Annotated in this window: 17 protein-coding genes and 1 riboswitch; of the genes, 14 read left to right on the top strand and 3 right to left on the bottom strand. The window is 59.3% G+C overall.

Translation table 11 applies throughout. The features are described 5' to 3' along the window. Positions 1 to 39: 39 nt before the first annotated feature. A complete protein-coding gene (gene bioA / locus ACL2XJ_RS15515) occupies positions 40 to 1,329 on the bottom strand; it encodes an adenosylmethionine--8-amino-7-oxononanoate transaminase (protein WP_413723728.1) in 1,290 nt (429 codons plus the stop codon). 102 nt (positions 1,330 to 1,431) lie between these two features. Between bioA and bioB the strand changes: the two genes are divergently transcribed. The 4 genes from bioB to bioD are packed head-to-tail and all read left to right on the top strand — an operon-like array spanning position 1,432 to position 5,035. After that, complete coding sequence (gene bioB, locus ACL2XJ_RS15520) at positions 1,432 to 2,472, top strand: biotin synthase BioB (protein WP_132922750.1); 1,041 nt, start codon at positions 1,432 to 1,434, stop codon at positions 2,470 to 2,472. Continuing rightward, on the top strand, positions 2,469 to 3,626 hold the full coding sequence (gene bioF / locus ACL2XJ_RS15525) for an 8-amino-7-oxononanoate synthase (RefSeq protein ID WP_413723729.1): 1,158 nt from the start codon (positions 2,469 to 2,471) through the stop codon (positions 3,624 to 3,626). The genes bioB and bioF overlap by 4 nt, the downstream gene beginning before the upstream one ends. Further along, positions 3,607 to 4,365, top strand: coding sequence for a malonyl-ACP O-methyltransferase BioC (bioC, locus tag ACL2XJ_RS15530; protein WP_413723730.1), 759 nt, complete (start codon positions 3,607 to 3,609; stop codon positions 4,363 to 4,365). The genes bioF and bioC overlap by 20 nt, the downstream gene beginning before the upstream one ends. After that, positions 4,358 to 5,035, top strand: a complete 678-nt coding sequence (bioD, locus tag ACL2XJ_RS15535; RefSeq protein WP_413723731.1) for a dethiobiotin synthase — start codon at positions 4,358 to 4,360, stop codon at positions 5,033 to 5,035. Before bioC ends, bioD begins: the two co-directional genes overlap by 8 nt. Positions 5,036 to 5,248: 213 nt before the next feature. On the opposite strand, the gene ACL2XJ_RS15540 is transcribed toward bioD, so the two are convergent. Further along, positions 5,249 to 5,959 (bottom strand): ATP-binding cassette domain-containing protein, encoded by a 711-nt coding sequence (locus tag ACL2XJ_RS15540; protein WP_132922746.1) that lies wholly within the window; start codon positions 5,957 to 5,959, stop codon positions 5,249 to 5,251. A 911-nt stretch (positions 5,960 to 6,870) separates the two neighbouring features. On the opposite strand from ACL2XJ_RS15540, the gene uvrB reads away from it, so the two are divergent. Next, positions 6,871 to 8,880, top strand: a complete 2,010-nt coding sequence (gene uvrB, locus ACL2XJ_RS15545) for an excinuclease ABC subunit UvrB (protein WP_132922745.1) — start codon at positions 6,871 to 6,873, stop codon at positions 8,878 to 8,880. Here the strand turns inward: uvrB and yvcK are convergent. Continuing rightward, complete coding sequence (yvcK, locus tag ACL2XJ_RS15550; RefSeq protein WP_132922744.1) at positions 8,864 to 9,805, bottom strand: uridine diphosphate-N-acetylglucosamine-binding protein YvcK; 942 nt, start codon at positions 9,803 to 9,805, stop codon at positions 8,864 to 8,866. The genes uvrB and yvcK overlap by 17 nt on opposite strands. 256 nt (positions 9,806 to 10,061) lie before the next feature. Further along, a riboswitch (molybdenum cofactor riboswitch) is annotated at positions 10,062 to 10,207 on the top strand. On the opposite strand from yvcK, the gene moaA reads away from it, so the two are divergent. The 9 genes from moaA to dusC all read left to right on the top strand — a co-directional run bounded on the left by moaA (position 10,198) and on the right by dusC (position 18,023). Beyond that, positions 10,198 to 11,184, top strand: a complete 987-nt coding sequence (moaA, locus tag ACL2XJ_RS15555) for a GTP 3',8-cyclase MoaA (protein WP_413723732.1) — start codon at positions 10,198 to 10,200, stop codon at positions 11,182 to 11,184. (Overlaps the previous riboswitch by 10 nt.) Positions 11,185 to 11,204: 20 nt before the next feature. Beyond that, on the top strand, positions 11,205 to 11,684 hold the full coding sequence (gene moaC, locus ACL2XJ_RS15560; protein WP_132922742.1) for a cyclic pyranopterin monophosphate synthase MoaC: 480 nt from the start codon (positions 11,205 to 11,207) through the stop codon (positions 11,682 to 11,684). After that, on the top strand, positions 11,684 to 11,929 hold the full coding sequence (moaD, locus tag ACL2XJ_RS15565) for a molybdopterin synthase sulfur carrier subunit (protein WP_132922741.1): 246 nt from the start codon (positions 11,684 to 11,686) through the stop codon (positions 11,927 to 11,929). The genes moaC and moaD overlap by 1 nt, the downstream gene beginning before the upstream one ends. Before the next feature lies 1 nt (position 11,930). Further along, positions 11,931 to 12,392, top strand: a complete 462-nt coding sequence (moaE, locus tag ACL2XJ_RS15570; RefSeq protein WP_132922740.1) for a molybdopterin synthase catalytic subunit MoaE — start codon at positions 11,931 to 11,933, stop codon at positions 12,390 to 12,392. A gap of 193 nt (positions 12,393 to 12,585) precedes the next feature. Further along, positions 12,586 to 13,296 (top strand): Bax inhibitor-1 family protein, encoded by a 711-nt coding sequence (locus tag ACL2XJ_RS15575; protein ID WP_132922739.1) that lies wholly within the window; start codon positions 12,586 to 12,588, stop codon positions 13,294 to 13,296. Between the two features lie 59 nt (positions 13,297 to 13,355). Beyond that, on the top strand, positions 13,356 to 14,345 hold the full coding sequence (locus ACL2XJ_RS15580) for a D-cysteine desulfhydrase (RefSeq protein ID WP_203522270.1): 990 nt from the start codon (positions 13,356 to 13,358) through the stop codon (positions 14,343 to 14,345). 33 nt (positions 14,346 to 14,378) lie between these two features. Next, positions 14,379 to 15,134, top strand: a complete 756-nt coding sequence (gene tcyN / locus ACL2XJ_RS15585; RefSeq protein WP_132922737.1) for an L-cystine ABC transporter ATP-binding protein TcyN — start codon at positions 14,379 to 14,381, stop codon at positions 15,132 to 15,134. A 238-nt stretch (positions 15,135 to 15,372) separates the two neighbouring features. After that, a complete protein-coding gene (gene rhlE / locus ACL2XJ_RS15590; protein ID WP_413723733.1) occupies positions 15,373 to 16,803 on the top strand; it encodes an ATP-dependent RNA helicase RhlE in 1,431 nt (476 codons plus the stop codon). A 278-nt stretch (positions 16,804 to 17,081) separates the two neighbouring features. Then, positions 17,082 to 18,023: a tRNA dihydrouridine(16) synthase DusC gene (gene dusC / locus ACL2XJ_RS15595; RefSeq protein WP_413723734.1), complete on the top strand. Its 942-nt coding sequence runs from the start codon at positions 17,082 to 17,084 to the stop codon at positions 18,021 to 18,023. Positions 18,024 to 18,026: the final 3 nt, after the last annotated feature.

An 18,026-nucleotide genomic window follows, 5' to 3' on the forward strand; every position in this document is an offset into this window, starting at 1 on the left:
GTTATGGATGATAGCGCCTGGCCGTAGGCTTTGGGCCGTTCAGGGGGCGAAATGCGCGGGTTCGTCCAGGGACGCGGCCAGTGCGCCGGTCAGCAGCGCCAGCTGGCTGCTGGAAATAATATACGGCGGCATCAGGTAAATTAATCGTCCAAACGGGCGAATCCAGACGCCTTCATTGACAAAATAGCGTTGCAGCGCAGGCATGTTCACCGGCGTATGGGTTTCCACCACGCCGATGGCCCCCAATACCCGCGTATCGGCCACGCGGGCATGGGCGCGCAGCGGCAGCAAGGCCGTGCGCAACTGCGCCTCGATTGCCGTTACCTTTCCCTGCCATTGTCCCTGTTCCAGCAAGGCCAGGCTGGCATTGGCGGCGGCGCAGGCCAGGGGGTTGGCCATAAACGTCGGACCGTGCATAAAACATCCCGCTTCGCCATTGCTGATGGTATCCGCCACCACGCGGCTGGTAAGGGTGGCGGATAGGGTCATATAACCGCCGGTAAGGGCTTTGCCCAGGCACAGGATATCCGGAGCGATGTCCGCATGCTGGCAGGCGAACAGCTTGCCGGTACGGCCGAAGCCGGTGGCGATTTCATCGGCGATGAGCAGGATGCCGTAGCGGTCGCACAATTCCCGCACCCGCCGCAGATAAGCCGGATGGTAAAAGCGCATACCCCCCGCGCCCTGGACGATAGGCTCGAGGATGACCGCCGCCAGGGTATGGCTGCCGGCCGCCAACGCGGCGGCCAGTTCGTCGGCATCGCTTTCCCGCCAGGGTTCGTCAAACCGGCACGCCGGCGCCGAAATAAAATCATGCTCCGGTAGATAACCCCGGTATAAGCCGTGCATGGAGTTCTGCGGATCGCATACCGACATGGCGCCGAGTGTATCGCCATGGTAGCCGTGGCGCAAAGCCAGCAGGCGTTTACGGGATTTTCCCCGCGCCTGCCAATACTGCATAGCCATTTTTATCGCCACCTCCACCGCCACCGAGCCGGAATCCGCCAGAAAGACACACTCCAGGGACGGCGGCGTCATCCCCACCAGCCGCCGGCAGAGCTCAACGGCTTGGGGATGGGTAATGCCGCCGAACATGACATGGGACATATGCTGCAACTGATCGGTGACCGCCCGGTTGATGGCGGGATGATTGTAGCCGTGGATGGCCGCCCACCAGGAGGACATGCCGTCCACCAGGCGTCGTCCGTCGGCAAGCTGTAGTTCACACCCCACGGCGTCCGTTACCGGATAACAGGGCAGCGGGCGGGTCATGGAGGTATAAGGGTGCCAGATATGGCGTTGATCGAAAGCGAGATCTGCCGGCGTCATAGGTTTTATCGTCAACCATATTATAAAAATTTAGTTGACAGTATACCCACTGGACTTACACTGACGAAACTATTTTAAGTCCGTTATCGAGGACCTTTTCTCATGGAACACAACCCCCGTTGGACGGTGCGGCAGGCCCAGGCGCTGTTTGCCAAACCCTTTATGGATCTGCTGTTCGAGGCCCAGCAAATCCACCGGCAGCATTTCAATCCCAATCACATCCAGGTCAGCACCCTGTTATCCATCAAGACCGGCGCCTGCCCGGAAGACTGCAAATACTGTCCGCAAAGCGCCCGTTATAACACCGGTCTTGCGGCGGAGCAGTTGATGCAGGTTGAACAGGTGCTGGTGTCGGCCGCCAAGGCCAAGGCCGCCGGCTCAACCCGGTTTTGCATGGGGGCCGCCTGGAAAAATCCCCGCGATCGGGATATGCCCTATCTGGAGCAGATGGTGCAGGGGGTGAAGGAGATGGGAATGGAAACCTGCATGACGCTGGGCATGCTAAGCACCGCGCAGGCGCAACGGCTGGCGGCGGCCGGCCTGGATTTTTATAATCATAACCTGGACACTTCGCCGGAATTTTACGGCTCCATCGTAACAACCCGCAGCTATCAAGACCGCTTGTCTACGCTGGATAAAGTGCGCGAGGCCGGTATCAAGGTCTGCTCGGGGGGCATTGTCGGACTTGGCGAGTCGGTAACCGATCGCGCCGGGTTACTGGTACAGCTGGCCAACCTGCCGGAACCGCCGGAGAGCGTGCCGATTAATATGCTGGTGAAAGTAAAAGGCACGCCGCTTTCGGAAAATGAGGATGTCGATGCGTTCGATTTTATCCGGACCATCGCGGTGGCGCGCATTATGATGCCCCGCTCGCACGTGCGGCTCTCCGCCGGCCGCGAGCAGATGAATGAGCAGACCCAGGCCTTGTGCTTCCTGGCAGGGGCCAATTCGATTTTCTATGGTTGCAAGCTCTTGACCACGCCGAATCCGGAAGAAGATCGGGATCGGGCCTTATTCCGTAAACTGGGCCTTAATCCGCAGCCTCACCACACCGATAGCGGCGATGAGGAGCGCCGGCGTCAGCTGGCCGATGCGATACTGGATGCCGACACCGAGCAATTTTACAACGCGGCGCGCGGATGAGCTGGTCTGAACGAATCGCCCAGGGCCTGCAAAGCCGCAGGCAGGCAGACGCTTATCGCCGCCGCCTGGCCATTATCGGCGGCAACGGCCCCCGCCTTCAATACCGGGGCCGGCAATACCTGAATTTCTCCAGCAACGATTATCTGGGCCTTGCGCGCAATCCGGATATTATCGCCGCCTGGGCAGAGGGTGCGTCGGCGCACGGCGTCGGTAGCGGCGGTTCGGGGCATGTGGCCGGCTATAGCGAGGCGCACCGGGACTTGGAGCAGCGGTTGGCGGGTTGGCTGGGATATGAGCGGGCTCTGTTGTTCAACGCCGGCTATGCCGCCAATCAGGGCCTGATCGCCGCGCTGGTGGCCAAAGGGGATATGGTATTGGCGGACAAGCTCAGCCATGCCTCGCTGCTGGAGGCGGCCGTACTGTCCCCCGGCCAGCTGCGCCGTTTTCACCACAACGACGCCGGTTCGCTTCGTCAGCTGACGCGGGCGGAGTGTACGGGCAACCGGCTGGCCATCACGGAGGGGATCTTCAGCATGGACGGCGACAGCGCGCCGCTGGCCGCCCTGCAGCGCGGCATCGCGGATGCCGGCGGATGGCTGCTGGTGGATGACGCCCACGGTTTCGGCGTGGTGGGGGAGCAGGGAAGGGGCAGCGCCTGGCAGCAGGGCTGCCACCCGGAACTGCTGGTGGTGACCTTCGGCAAAGCGGCGGGAGTGGCGGGGGCGGCGGTACTTTGCGCCGAGCCTGTGGCGGAATATCTCCTCCAGTACGCCCGCCATCTTATCTACAGCACCGCCATGCCGCCGGCACAGGTCTGCGCCATCGGCGCCTCCCTGGACGCCATCATCCGGGGCGACGGACTGCGGGCGCAGCTGGGGCGCAATATCACCCGCTTTCGCGCCGGGGCCGCCGGTTTGGGGTATCGCCTCGCTCCTTCCGCCAGCGCGATACAGCCGCTGCTGGTTGGGGAGAACGGCCGGGCGCTGGAGCTGACCGAGAGCCTTCGTGAACGGGGCTGCTGGCTGACGGCTATCCGCCCCCCCACCGTGCCCGTGGGCGGCGCCCGCCTGCGCATCACGCTCACCGCCGCCCATCAAAGCGCCGATATAGATTGTTTACTGGAGGCCCTCGCCGATGTACGCCGACCTGCATAAACAGGGTATTGCCCGCACCTTCGGACGTGCGGCGGCCGATTATGACCGCCATGCCGCCTTTCAGCGCGCCAGCGGCGACGAACTGGCGGCCCTGCTGGGACCGCAGCAGGGGAAAACGCTGCTGGACGCCGGCTGCGGCACCGGATGGTTCAGCCGCGTTTGGCAGCGGTCCGGCAACCGGGTGATTGCGCTGGATCTCTCATCAGCCATGCTGGCGGAGGCGCGCCGTCGGGAATCGGCCTCGGTTTACCTGGCGGGAGATATCGAACGATTGCCCCTGGCGGACGGTAGCCTGGACATCTGCTTTTCCAATCTGGCGGTACAGTGGTGCGATGAGTTACCCCGGGCGCTGGCGGAATTTCACCGCGTTACCCGTCCCGGCGGCATGATTGCCTTCTCTACCCTGGCGGAAGGCTCGCTGGAGGAATTGACCCGGGCCTGGCGGCAGGTGGACAGCGCCGTGCATGCCAACCGCTTTATGCCGGCCGCCGCCATCGCCCGGGCGTTGCAGCCTTATCGGCACCAATTGCATGCCGCACCCCACCGGCTCTATTACCCCGGCCTGGTGCCGCTGCTCCAGGATATTAAGGGGGTGGGGGCGGGTTATCTACGCGACGGCCGCCCGCTGGGGCTGGCCAGCAGCCAGCGCATCCGACGCCTCGAGGCGGTATGGGAGCGCCACGCCGCGGGTCTGCCGCTCACCTATCAATTGATTCACGGACTGATTTATCGTGACTAAAACCTATTTTATCACCGGCACCGATACCGATATCGGCAAGACGCTGGCCGCCTGCGCCCTGCTGCAGGCGGCCAATGGCCGCGGCCGCCGTACCGCGGGGTATAAACCGGTGGCTTCCGGCTGCATTGAGACCCCGCAAGGGCTGCGCAATACCGACGCCCTGGCGTTATCCGCCAACGGCAACGTCCGGCTGCCCTATGAGCTTATCAACCCGCTGGCGTTTCGGGAGGCGACGTCGCCGCATATCGCCAGCGGCGATGAACGGCGGCCCATCGACGCTTCCATCCTCTCCCGGGGGTTGGCAGCGGTACAGGCCCGCGCTGAATGGGTATTCGTCGAAGGAGCCGGCGGCTGGTTCACGCCCTTGAGCGATAACCTGACCTTCGCGCAGTGGGTGGCCGCCGAGCGGTTGCCGGTGATCCTGGTGGTGGGACTGAAACTGGGCTGTATCAATCATGCGTTGCTGACGGCATTGGCTGTCCGGCAGGCGGGATTGACCCTGGCAGGGTGGGTGGCCAACGATCTTTCCCCCGAACCGCATCGCCGCGCCGACTATCTGGCCACGCTTACACAACGCCTGGGAGCGCCATTGCTGGGGGAGATTCCATGGCTGGACGAGCCCGCGGGCGCCCGCCTCGGGCACTATCTTGATCTGGCGTTGCTGGTTTAACGGTATCAAACCATGAAATTGAACGGCGATGGCGCCGATATGACGCTTGTTCAAGCATGGATATTGAACAGCGGTATTTCTGATGCGGCGGTGGCTTGATGCAGGGCGTCAAAACGGCGATAAACGCCCTGGAAAACCAGGCAGCGAGGAAAAAGCGAAGGCCGGGCGGTAATATAACGACATAGTCAGGCGTGGAATTATCATGGCTTTATGCTACACGGCTAGATAAGCCTGGATCAGGCTTTCATCCAGCTGCTCCAGCCTGCCCTGGGCCACGTTGCAACCCCCTTCCAGCAGGCAGAAACGATCGTCGCCCTGGGGCGTGAAAGGCAGCTGTTGTTCCACCACCAGCAGGGTCAGTCCGAACTCCTGCTGCAACTGGCGGATATTACGGCCTATCTCCGCCACCACCGTGGGCTGGAAACCGCCGGTGGGCTCGTCGAGAATCAGCAACTCCGGTTCAAGCACCAGCGCGCGCGCGATGGCCAATTGCTGTTGGCCGCTGCCGGTTAAATCACCGGCCCGGTGATGACGCATATCGTAGAGTACCGGAAACAGCTCATAGACCATCGGCGGTATACGGTTGGTCTTGTTGCGTCCGGCCATCAACGCCACGCGCAGATTTTCATCCACGCTTAGCTGCGAGAAAACCTGGCGTCCCTGTGGGACATAGCCTATGCCCAGCGCTGCCCGCTCCTCCACCGGATACAGCAGTAAATCCAGCTCCGGCTCGCCGTAAAGCTGCCAGCTAACGGTACCGCTGCTTACCGGCAGATGGCCCATGATACAGTTTACCAGTGTGGTTTTACCGACGCCGTTGCGCCCCAGCAGGTAGGTGCATTGGCCGCGGGGTAATTCCAAACTGATATCCCGCAGAATATGCTTTGGCCCGTAAAACTGATTTACCGCCTGCAAACGTAGCATAAGATTCCTTCCCCCCTTTTACCCTCTTCACTTTGTTTATGGGTGGCGCGGTGTGAAACCCATGGCCATCACCACCGATACGCCGCTCATAACATAAAGCAACTATCAGGCCAATGTGGTTTTAACGGAAAAAGATAACAGGATGAACTGTGGTCGCCGGTGGGTATTAGCATAAATAAATACCCTCAAGGGGCATTTACCAAACAAAGTGCGGGTTTTTGCACTTTTTCGGTGCTGACGACGGTTTAAGTGGTGCAGCCGACTTTTAAGGCACTATGAGAGTGCGATTTTTGTGCAACGGCGACTCGCGGCGGTATTTGATAGTGACAAAAAGAGATAGTTATTTTAAGTATAACGGCGGCTGCCAAAAGGGGTAAAAATGGCTAAAAAAATTCTGTTTTGTCATCTGGGCGTCATTATTCTCGGCTTTACGGAATGCAAGCGGCCAGCGGCGCGGTGGGACTTATCCACCATTCCTGTGGATAACCGTGTGCATTAGGTTTAGAAAAGCATGCGTAGGCGAGACCAGACGCGGCCTCGCCGCATTTTGCCTGTATTCTCCACGCTTTTTTTAATCGCTATAAATACAATTGGTTAATTAAAATCAAGCAAATTTGTACAAGCTTTGTCAATCCAATGTCATTTTTCGACATTCTTTACCGTCGGATGAATTTCATAACGCTTTGTAAGAAAATCTTTCCAAAGGTCTGAATGGAAGCGGCGAAAATTCCAAATCCGGATCGTTGTCGATCTTTGCACCCGCGCCGAGATAGGGTATTATAATACTGGTTTTGTATCCAGTGCCGATGTGCTGGCAAAATAACCGCTCTGTTCCCATACTCTAGAATTATCCTGTAGAGTTATCCCGTAGAGTTATCCCGTCTTTCATTTCTCCAGCAGGTAGCCAGTAAATGAGTAAAGAGTTCAAACTGCACTCGAGCTTCAAGCCCTCCGGCGATCAACCGGAGGCTATCCGTCGTTTGGAAGAGGGTCTGCTGGACGGCCTGGCCCACCAGACGTTATTGGGTGTGACCGGTTCGGGCAAGACCTTTACCGTGGCGAACGTGATTGCCGATCTCAACCGGCCCACCATGGTCCTGGCACCGAACAAGACCCTGGCGGCCCAGCTCTATGGCGAAATGAAGGCGTTTTTCCCCGATAACGCGGTGGAGTACTTCGTCTCCTATTACGATTATTACCAGCCGGAAGCCTATGTTCCCAGCTCGGATACCTTTATCGAAAAGGATGCCTCGGTGAACGAGCATATCGAACAGATGCGATTGTCCGCCACCAAAGCGCTGCTGGAGCGGCGCGACGTCATTGTGGTGGCCTCGGTGTCGGCAATTTACGGCCTGGGCGATCCGGACGCCTATCTGAAAATGATGCTGCATCTGACGCGGGGAATGATTATCGATCAGCGCTCCATACTGCGCCGGCTTTCGGAACTCCAGTACAGCCGTAACGATCAGGCTTTTCAGCGGGGGACCTTCCGGGTGCGTGGCGAGGTTATCGATATCTTTCCGGCGGAGTCCGATGAAATCGCTCTGCGGGTGGAATTATTCGATGAGGAAGTGGAACGACTGTCCCTGTTCGACCCGCTGACCGGCCAGGTGGTGCAGACGGTGCCGCGTTATACCATTTACCCGAAAACGCACTACGTCACGCCGCGGGAACGGTTGTTGCAGGCGATGGAAGACATCAAGGTGGAGCTGGCGGATCGCCGCAAGAACCTGCTGGCGGACAACAAGCTGCTGGAAGAGCAGCGCCTGTCGCAGCGGACCCAGTTCGATCTGGAGATGATGAATGAGCTGGGCTACTGTTCCGGCATCGAAAACTATTCCCGTTTTCTTTCCGGCCGGGGGCCGGGAGAACCGCCCCCAACCCTGTTCGATTACCTGCCCGCCGACGGCCTGCTGGTGGTGGATGAATCCCACGTCACCATTCCGCAAATCGGCGGGATGTACAAAGGTGACCGTGCGCGCAAGGAAACCCTGGTGGAGTACGGTTTCCGTTTGCCTTCCGCCCTGGATAACCGGCCGCTGAGATTCGAGGAGTTCGCCGCCCTGGCGCCCCAGACCATCTACGTCTCGGCCACCCCGGGGAAATATGAACTGGAAATGACCGGCGGCGAAGTTATCGATCAGCTGGTGCGGCCCACCGGGCTGCTGGATCCGCAAATCGAGGTGCGGCCGGTTACCACCCAGGTGGACGATTTGTTATCCGAGATCCGCAAGCGGGTATTGATTAACGAGCGGGTGCTGGTGACCACCCTGACCAAGCGCATGGCGGAAGACCTGACCGAATATCTGGAAGAGCATGGCGAGCGCGTGAGATACCTGCATTCGGACATTGAGACCGTGGAGCGGGTGGAAATCATCCGCGATCTGCGGCTCGGAGAGTTTGATGTGCTGGTGGGGATTAACCTGCTGCGGGAAGGGCTGGATATGCCGGAGGTCTCCCTGGTGGCCATTCTGGATGCCGACAAAGAGGGTTTCCTGCGTTCGGAGCGTTCCCTGATCCAGACCATTGGCCGCGCCGCCCGTAACCTGAACGGCATGGCCATCCTTTATGGCGACAAGATCACCCCTTCCATGGCCCGTGCCATTGACGAGACCGAACGCCGGCGGGTTAAACAGCATGCCTATAACCTGGAACACGGCATCATCCCCCAGGCCCTCAACAAGTCAGTGGCGGATATCATGGAACTGGGCCAATCCCCGGCCCATGCCAAACAGAAAAAACGCAAGGCTATGGAAGATGCGGCTCATTACGGCGCGATGACGCCAAAAGCCGTGGATCAGAAAATACGCGAGCTGGAAGCTAAAATGCAGGCGCATGCGCAGAATCTCGAATTCGAACAGGCGGCGGCGGTACGGGACGAAATACACGCCATGCGGGAACACTTTATCGCCATCTCGTAACGGCGGCTGGCATGCTTGAGCCCAGGGATAACAGCTTCTCCAGCGCGTCCCGAAGCAGCCTCCGGTCATGATGGTGAGGGATCTCCCCGGCGGCCAGTGGCTGTTGTATCCTCAGACGGTGTTCCACGTCGGAGGTATCGCTGTCCGGACCAAGTATCAGCCCATCGATTCTTTGCCCCACGCCTATGGCGTGTTCCATGATGTCCAGTTTTTGCCGCAGGCGCAGATTGGCGGCGGCGATGCTCAGCTCCCGTCCGAGGTTATCGATATAGATCAGCGGGGCCCGGCTTTGGCGCAGGGCCTCCGTGAGATCCGGCAGCAGCAGCAGCGGCATCAGGCTGGTGAAAAAGCTGCCGGGTCCCAGCAGGATAAGGTCCGCCGCCGATATCGCCTCCAGGGCTTCCGGAGTGGCTGCCACCGTTGGGCACAGCCGCAGGCTTACCGGCAGCTCCTTCAGATTATCCACCGCCGTTTCGCCGTATATGATTTCGCCGCCGGCGGTTTTGGCCTGTAAATCCACCGGCTGTTCCGACATGGGGATTAACAGCGCCTCCACTTTCAGTAGACTGCGTATCAGGTTGATGGCTTCCAGAGGGCGGACGCTTAAATCATCCAGGGCGGCGAGCATCAGGTTGCCGAGGTTATGACCGGCCAATTCTCCCCGGCCGCTGAAGCGGTATTCAAACATTGCCGCCGCAATACTGGGTCCGGACGCCAGCTGGTTCAGGCAATTACGCGTATCGCCCCAAGCGATGCCGCCGTGAGTCCGCCTGATCCGACCCGTGGAACCGCCGTTGTCGGTGGTGGTGACGATACCGGTCAAACCGGAGCCGAGTGTAGAAAGCGCCGACATGGCCCGCCCCAGTCCATGACCGCCTCCCAGGGCCACGACATGGTTCAGTTCCGCCAGGGTGGGATTGCCCATAACGCTCCTCAGAATAGCTAACATTAGCCCCGTTATGCTTAAAATAGCGGATTCGGCACTAAAAGCGAGGCTGCGAACCGATTAACGCGCATTGGCTCGCAATCTTTTGAAAAATCAGGCTATAAATACATCAATATTACGCTATATATATGTTTATATAGCGAAATTTCTCCGACTCAGTCATGGCTAAGGAGCATGATTAGGATTAGAATGATTTTTAAACCAGGTTTTACCGCTGGAACGATGCTTTCGGCGCGTGAACCCTAACTCCTAGCCTTTACGCCTAAGTGGCTCCTCCGGGAACGATAGGGTGTATTGGCCGTGGCCCCTAAAGGCCGCCAGGGTGCAGGATAGAAATGTCCGCATCTCCCGTATTTGGAAAGGTGTTAACGGTGCCACAACTCATTGATGCGTTTGCGCGCAAATTTTATTATTTGCGCCTGTCCGTCACGGATGTCTGCAATTTCCGCTGTACCTACTGTTTGCCCGACGGCTACCGGCCCAACGGAAACACCAACAAAAGCTTCCTGTCGCCGGACGAAATCCGGCGCGTGACCCGGGCCTTTGCCGAACTGGGAACGGAAAAAGTCCGCCTCACCGGCGGCGAACCCTCGCTGCGCCGCGATTTTTGCGAGATCATTGCCGCGGTACGCTCCCATTCATCCATCACCACTCTGGCGGTGACCACCAACGGCTATCGGCTGGCGCGGGATATCGTTTCATGGCGCGACGCCGGCCTGACGGCGCTTAACGTCAGCGTCGACAGTCTGGACGCGCGCCAGTTCAAGGCCATTACCGGCCAGGACAAGTTCCTGCAGGTCATGGCCGGCATCGATGCGGCGTTTGACGCGGGTTTTTCCAAGGTCAAGGTGAATACCGTCCTGATGCGCGATGTCAACGATATTCATCTTGATGCGTTCCTGGACTGGATTAAACCACGTCCGATCCAACTGCGTTTTATTGAATTGATGGAGACCGGCGACGGCGCGGAGCTGTTTCGCCAACGTCACGTTTCCGGCGATGCCATTCGCCGGCGCTTGCTGGCCCTTGGCTGGGAATTGCAGCCGCGCGGGCGTACCGACGGTCCCGCCCTGGTGTTCCGCCATGCTGACTATCAGGGAGAGATTGGCCTGATTATGCCTTACTCCAAGGATTTTTGCGCCAGCTGCAACCGTCTGCGGGTATCGGCGACCGGCAACCTGCACCTCTGCCTGTTCGGCGAAGAGGGCATCCCTTTGCGGGATTTGCTGGATGGCGACGCGTCCCTTGCGGCGTTGAAACTGCGCATTGCCGGTGGGTTGCAAATGAAAAAACAAACCCATTTTCTGCATCAGGGCAATTCCGGCAGTACCCGGAATCTTTCGTTTATCGGCGGCTGAAACCCGGCAAGGAGCACATAATGTCATCCCTCACTCATATCAATGCCGACGGCGAAGCGTTTATGGTGGACGTTTCCGCCAAAGAAGAGACCCGGCGCGAAGCGCGGGCCGAGGCCTTTGTCGCCATGTCCGCCGCCACCCTGGCCATGATTATCGAAGGCAAACACCATAAAGGCGACGTCTTCGCCGTTGCGCGCATCGCCGGTATACAGGCCGCTAAACGGACCTGGGAACTCATTCCGCTGTGCCATCCGCTGGCGCTTAGCAACGTCGAAGTGCATCTGGAAGCGCAAACCGCCCATAACCGGGTGCGTATCGAGACCCGGTGCCGTCTTACCGGCAAGACCGGCGTGGAGATGGAGGCGCTCACCGCCGCGTCGGTGGCGGCGCTGACCATTTACGATATGTGCAAAGCAGTGCAAAAAGATATGGTCATAGGCCCGGTGCGGCTGCTGGCGAAAAGCGGCGGCAAATCCGGCGAATTCGAGGCGGCGAACTGATGATCACGGTGCTTTTTTTCGCCCGGATCCGGGAGTCGGTGGGAGTGGATCGCCTGACGCTGGACAGCGCCTACGGCACGGTGGAGGCGTTGCGCCTGGCGTTGTGCGAGCGTGGCGAACGCTGGTCCGTGGCGCTGGAACCGGGCAAAGTGCTGTCGGCGGTGAATCAGACGCTGGTCAGCCGGGATCATCCCGTGGCGGCCGGCGACGAGGTGGCGTTCTTTCCACCGGTCACCGGGGGTTGATATGGTAAATACCCGTATCCGTGTCAGCGAAGAGCCATTCGATATGGCGGATGAGTACGATTGGCTGGCGGCCTGCGACGAAGATGGCGCGGTGGTGACCTTCACCGGCAAGGTACGCAATCATAACCTGGGGGACGCGGTGACGACCCTGACCCTTGAGCATTACCCGGCAATGACCGAAAAGTCCCTGGCGGATATCGTGGAAGAAGCCCGGCGGCGCTGGCCGCTGCAGCGGGTAACGGTGATTCATCGGGTGGGCGAGCTGCGGGCGGGGGATCGGATAGTCCTGGTGGGCGTCAGCGGCGCCCATCGCGGCGCGGCGTTTGATGCCGCGCAATTCATCATGGATTATCTCAAAACCCGCGCCCCCTTCTGGAAGCGGGAGACCACCCCGGACGGCAGCCGCTGGCTGGATGCCCGCCCCGGCGATCACCAGGCGGCGGATCGCTGGCGGCCTGATTAACGACGGTTTTAAACCGCCGGCGGCCCGGTTAACGGCCCGCTTTATCCAGCGGCCATTGCCGCTTTTTTTGCGGCGGGTCCTTTATTGGCGCGCCGTTTTTTGTGGTAAGCTTTATGGTAGACTATATTCAGGCGGGCCGTAACCGCTTCATTATTGCGGCCTTGGTTTTCCCTATACGTTAAAGGTGATAGTCATGGATCGATTCCCCCGTTCTCAGGGTTCCATTGTGGAACGTGCTGATGCCGGTATCCAGCCATTTATGGCCCAGGTGTACGGCTGGATGACCTGCGGATTGTTTTTAACCGCTTTCGTTTCCTGGTACGCCGCGCGTACTCCGGCGGTGCTGAATCTGATTTTTTCTAGCCAGATCACCTTCTTCGGCCTGATTATCGCGCAGCTGGCGCTGGTGTTCGTGATTTCCGGCATGGTAAACCGCCTGAGCGGCACGGTGGCCACCGGGCTGTTCATGCTCTATTCCGCCCTCACCGGGCTGACGCTGTCGAGCATTTTTATCATCTATACCGCCTCGTCCATTGCCGGGACCTTTGTGGTGGCCGGCGGCATGTTCGGCGCTATGAGTCTCTACGGCTATACCACCAAACGCGACCTGAGCAGCTTCGGCAATTTGCTGTTCATGGCGCTGATCGGTATCGTACTGGCATCGGTGGTGAATATCTGGCTGAAAAGCACCCAGCTGATGTGGGTGGTAACCTATCTGGGCGTACTGGTGTTTGTCGGCCTGACCGCCTACGATACCCAGAAATTGAAATATATGGGTTCGCAACTTTCAGCGGATGATAAGGATAGCTACCGCAAATACTCCATCGTCGGCGCGCTGACCCTCTATCTTGACTTCATCAACCTGTTTTTGATGCTGCTGCGCATTTTCGGCAACCGCCGCTGACCTTTGGCGCGCGCCGGCAGGGAGGCCGTTAGCGTCCCCGCCGGCGCCGGAGACAGATAGTGGATTTATCACAGCAACTGGCGAACTTTCCGCGCCTGGATCTTATCGGCCCGCCGACGCCGCTGGAATACCTCACACGGCTTTCCGACTATCTCGGCCGGGAAATTTTTATCAAACGGGATGATGTTACGCCTCTGGCTATGGGCGGCAACAAGCTGCGCAAATTGGAATACCTTGCCGCCGATGCCTTGCGCCAGGGTGCCGATACCCTGGTGACCGCCGGCGCCATTCAATCCAATCATGTCTGCCAGACGGCGGCGGTGGCGGCAAAACTGGGACTGCGCTGCGTCGCGCTATTGGAAAATCCCATCGGCACCCGCGCCGACAATTATCTTACCAACGGCAACCGGCTGCTGCTGGATCTGTTCGATGTGGAAGTGATGTCCTGCGAAACCCTCGACCAGCCGGATCAACAGCTGGCGGATATCGCCGAACGCCTGGAAGCGCAGGGATTTCGGCCTTATGTGGTGCCGGTGGGCGGTTCGAACGCGCTGGGGGCGTTGGGGTATGTCGGCTGCGGGGTGGAGATTGCCCACCAGTGCGACGGTCTGATTCGTCCGGGCAGCGTGGTGACCGCGTCGGGCAGCGCCGGCACCCATGCCGGCCTGGCGCTGGGGCTGCAAACCCTGCTGCCGGAAACCCTGGTTATCGGCGTGACGGTATCCCGCAGCGCCGAACAGCAACGCCCGAAAGTGGCGGCCCTGCAGGAGCAATTGGCCTTGATGCTGGATTGCCATGAGCCGCTGGCGAAAATTACCCTGTGGGATGATTATTTCGCTCCCCGCTACGGTATGCCCAACGAGGAAGGGCTGGCGGCTATCAAGCTGGTGGCGCGGCTGGAGGGAATTTTGCTCGATCCGGTCTATACCGGCAAGGCCATGGCGGGATTAATAGACGGCGTCAATCAATCCCGTTTTCCCGACGGTCCCATCCTGTTCGTGCATACCGGCGGTTCGCCGGCGCTGTTTGCTTATCACCCCACCGTATAATCCTGTGCTCTTGGAAGCATAAAGGGAGTCGTCATGAGCACTATTGAAGTCAGGCAGCTGGTAAAAACCTTTAACGGCCACCGGGTGCTTAACGGCATCGATCTTTCGGTGGAAACCGGCGACGTGCTGGCGATTGTCGGTCCCAGCGGGTCGGGCAAAACCACCATGCTGCGCAGTATCAACCTGCTGGAAGAACCGGACAGCGGCACCATTAAAGTGGGTTCGGTCCTTATCGACGGCGCCCGGCCCCTAAGCGCGCAAAAGCGGCAGATCCGGGCTTTGCGCCAGCAGGTGGGCTTTGTTTTTCAGAATTTCAATCTGTTTCCGCACCGTTCGGTATTGGAAAACATTATCGAAGGGCCGGTGGTGGTCAAGGGCGAACCGCGGGAAGAGGCCATCGAACGGGCGCGGGCCCTGTTGGCAAAGGTGGGCTTGAGCGGCAAGGAGGACGCCTATCCCAAACGTCTTTCCGGCGGCCAGCAGCAGCGGGTGGCCATTGCCCGCGCGCTGGCGATGCGTCCTGAGGTTATCCTGTTTGATGAGCCGACATCGGCGCTGGATCCCGAACTGGTGGGGGAGGTATTGAATACTATCCGCGCGCTGGCGGAGGAAAAACGCACCATGATTATCGTTACCCATGAAATGAGTTTTGCCCGTGACGTGGCTGACCGGGCCATATTCATGGATAACGGTGTGATTACCGAACAGGGCGCCGCCAAGGATCTTTTTACCCATCCCCAACACGACCGCACGCGGCAGTTCCTGAATAAATTTTTGAACGCCGGCTGAGGGTTATCGCATTTTTGGACCAAGCGGGTTCGCTGGCGCAATTGCCAACGGACCATGTAACGACAACCGAATTACAGTTATTTATCCGATACCCATCCCATTTTGTTACTATTTTTGCTACAATCCTTGTAATAGTTTTCGTCCGTTCACCATGGAAAGGCTTAGCCTCCCATCTGATTATCCCCCTGAGCGCAGACTGGCTGGCGACGTCGGGGCGGATCTGGAGTTTTTCAATATTATGTCATTCGATTCACTTGGCCTGAGTGCTGAGATTTTGCGTGCGTTATCCGACAAGGGCTACGAGCAGCCGACGCCGGTACAGCAACAGGCAATCCCCTATATTCTGCAGGGCCGTGATATCATGGCCAGTGCACAAACCGGCACCGGCAAAACCGCCGCGTTTACCCTGCCGATACTACAGTTGCTGAGCCAAAACCCATTGGCCAAAAATCGCCGTCCGGTACGGGCGCTGATTTTGACGCCGACCCGGGAACTGGCGGCGCAGATTGGCGAGAATGTGGTTGAATACAGCACCAAGCTGTCCATTCGTTCGCTGGTGGTTTTTGGCGGCGTCAGTATCAATCCGCAAATGATGAAGCTGCGTGGCGGGGTGGATGTGCTGGTGGCGACACCGGGCCGCCTGCTTGATCTGGCGCAGCAGCGCGCCGTCGATTTGTCGGCGGTGGAAATCCTGGTGCTGGACGAAGCCGATCGCATGTTGGATATGGGCTTTATCCATGATATCCGCCGGGTGATGAAGCTGTTGCCCGCGAAGAAGCAGAGCCTGATGTTCTCGGCGACGTTCTCAGATGATATCAAGGTGTTGGCCAATACCTTGCTGAACAATCCTGCACTGGTGGAAGTGGCGCGCCGTAACGCCGCTGCCGATCAGATTGAGCAGTGTGTTCATCTGGTGGATAAAAAGCGCAAGCGTGAATTGCTGTCCTATATGATAGGCCATCACGACTGGCGCCAGGTGCTGGTCTTCACCCGTACCAAGCATGGCGCCAATCATCTGGCGGAGCTGCTGAATAAAGACGGCATCAAGTCGGCGGCGATCCATGGCAATAAAAGCCAGGGCGCGCGTACCCGGGCGCTGGCGGATTTCAAGCAGGGAGAAATCCGTGTGCTGGTGGCCACCGATATCGCCGCCCGCGGGTTGGATATCGATCTGCTGCCCCATGTGGTCAACTATGAACTGCCGCAGATTGCGGAAGATTATGTACACCGCATCGGCCGTACCGGCCGTGCCGACGCTACCGGCGAAGCCTTGTCGCTGGTGTGTGTCGATGAATACGGTTTGCTGCGCGATATCGAACGTATGCTGAAAAAACCAATTCCGCGCATTGCGCTGCCGGGATACGATCCCGATCCGACCATCAAAGCCGAGCCGTTGCAGACCGGCCGCGGCAGTCGTTCCAGCGGTCCTTCACGCGGCGCTCCGTCCCGGGGCGGTGCGCGCGGCGGCGCCTCATCCGGCGGCGCGCGGGATGGCAACGGCGGTTCCCGCGAGAGCGGCAGCCGTGATGCCAGGCCGCCCCAGCGCCGCCGTGACGCCGACGGCGCTTCGCAGCCCGGCCGAAGCGGCGCCCCGCGCCGCTCAGCCGGTTCGTCTTCCTCCTATGCCGGATCCGGCGCGCGGGACAGCCGTAGCGGCAATAAGAAATAGGGAGCGGTGTCCCTTTAACAGGTTCGTTGCACGATGAGTGATAGCGGGCTTACCGCGCCGTGGGGCGCTCGAGCAGGCGGGAAAACCACGCCTGCTTCGACCCGGCCTCGGCAAACACGGTTTCCCTTTAACAGATTCGTTGCACGATGAGTGATAGCGGGCTTACCGCGCAGTGGGGCGCTCTCCCTTTAACACGCCCCGTTTGAGCTTCGTTAATAGCCATTGATTTTCCCCGTTCCAATCCCCTACTATGGCGCGATCTTTTTTGCGGATATCTCATGCGCGTATTACTGGCCCCCATGGAGGGCGTTCTCGATTCACTGATGCGGGAATTGCTCTGCGGCATTAACGATTACGATTTGTGCATCACCGAATTCCTGCGGGTGGTGGACAGCCTGCTGCCGGTAAAAAGCTTCTATCGACTGTGCCCTGAACTACGGCGGGGCGGCTTGACCCCTGACGGTACGCCGGTGCGGGTACAATTGCTGGGTCAATATCCGCAGTGGCTGGGGGAGAATGCATCGCGGGCGGTGGAACTGGGATCGCCCGGTGTCGATCTTAACTGCGGATGCCCGTCGAAAACGGTGAACGGCAGCGGCGGCGGGGCGACGCTGCTTAAGGATCCGGAATTGATTTACCAGGGGACCAAAGCGATGCGCGGGGCGGTCCCGGCATCTTTGCCGGTCACGGTGAAAATCAGGCTTGGCTGGGACTCTTCCCAGCGGAGCCTGGAAATCGCCGACGCGGTACAACAGGCGGGGGCTACCGAACTGGTGGTTCATGGCCGCACCAAGGAAGACGGCTATCGGGCGGAGCGCATCGACTGGCCGGCTATTGCCGCCATTCGCCGGCGCCTGACCATTCCGGTTATCGCCAACGGCGAGATCCGCGACTGGCAAAGCGGCCAAGATTGCCGGGACGTCACCGGCTGCGATGCGTTGATGATCGGACGCGGCGCCCTAAGCGTGCCGAATCTCAGCCGGGTGTTGAAATATAATGAGCCTGTCATGCCCTGGCCGTCGGTGGTGGCCCTGTTGCATCGTTATGCCTGTTTGGAAAAATCCGGCGATACCGGTATGTATCACGTCGCGCGTATTAAGCAATGGCTGGGTTTCCTGCGAAAGGAGTACCCCCAGGCGATGGCGCTGTTTAATGAGATCCGGACGCTGAATACCGCTGAAGCCATCGCGGCGGTGATTTGCCGCGAGTGCGCCTTGTGATAA

It is taken from the genome of Sodalis sp. RH16 (assembly GCF_047324245.1).
In the GTDB taxonomy this organism is placed as follows: Bacteria; Pseudomonadota; Gammaproteobacteria; order Enterobacterales; family Enterobacteriaceae; genus Acerihabitans; species Acerihabitans ligni.

Bases quoted from the DNA above. Each gene is read 5' to 3' on its own strand.
- moaC (WP_132922742.1), top strand. From the start codon at position 11,205: ATGTCATCCCTCACTCATATCAATGCCGACGGCGAAGCGTTTATGGTG.
- ACL2XJ_RS15575 (WP_132922739.1), top strand. From the start codon at position 12,586: ATGGATCGATTCCCCCGTTCTCAGGGTTCCATTGTGGAACGTGCTGAT.
- moaD (WP_132922741.1), top strand. From the start codon at position 11,684: ATGATCACGGTGCTTTTTTTCGCCCGGATCCGGGAGTCGGTGGGAGTG.
- moaE (WP_132922740.1), top strand. From the start codon at position 11,931: ATGGTAAATACCCGTATCCGTGTCAGCGAAGAGCCATTCGATATGGCG.
- rhlE (WP_413723733.1), top strand. From the start codon at position 15,373: ATGTCATTCGATTCACTTGGCCTGAGTGCTGAGATTTTGCGTGCGTTA.
- tcyN (WP_132922737.1), top strand. From the start codon at position 14,379: ATGAGCACTATTGAAGTCAGGCAGCTGGTAAAAACCTTTAACGGCCAC.
- bioC (WP_413723730.1), top strand. From the start codon at position 3,607: ATGTACGCCGACCTGCATAAACAGGGTATTGCCCGCACCTTCGGACGT.
- bioB (WP_132922750.1), top strand. From the start codon at position 1,432: ATGGAACACAACCCCCGTTGGACGGTGCGGCAGGCCCAGGCGCTGTTT.
- ACL2XJ_RS15540 (WP_132922746.1), bottom strand. From the start codon at position 5,959: ATGCTACGTTTGCAGGCGGTAAATCAGTTTTACGGGCCAAAGCATATT.
- yvcK (WP_132922744.1), bottom strand. From the start codon at position 9,805: ATGGGCAATCCCACCCTGGCGGAACTGAACCATGTCGTGGCCCTGGGA.
- uvrB (WP_132922745.1), top strand. From the start codon at position 6,871: ATGAGTAAAGAGTTCAAACTGCACTCGAGCTTCAAGCCCTCCGGCGAT.
- dusC (WP_413723734.1), top strand. From the start codon at position 17,082: ATGCGCGTATTACTGGCCCCCATGGAGGGCGTTCTCGATTCACTGATG.
- bioA (WP_413723728.1), bottom strand. From the start codon at position 1,329: ATGACGCCGGCAGATCTCGCTTTCGATCAACGCCATATCTGGCACCCT.
- bioF (WP_413723729.1), top strand. From the start codon at position 2,469: ATGAGCTGGTCTGAACGAATCGCCCAGGGCCTGCAAAGCCGCAGGCAG.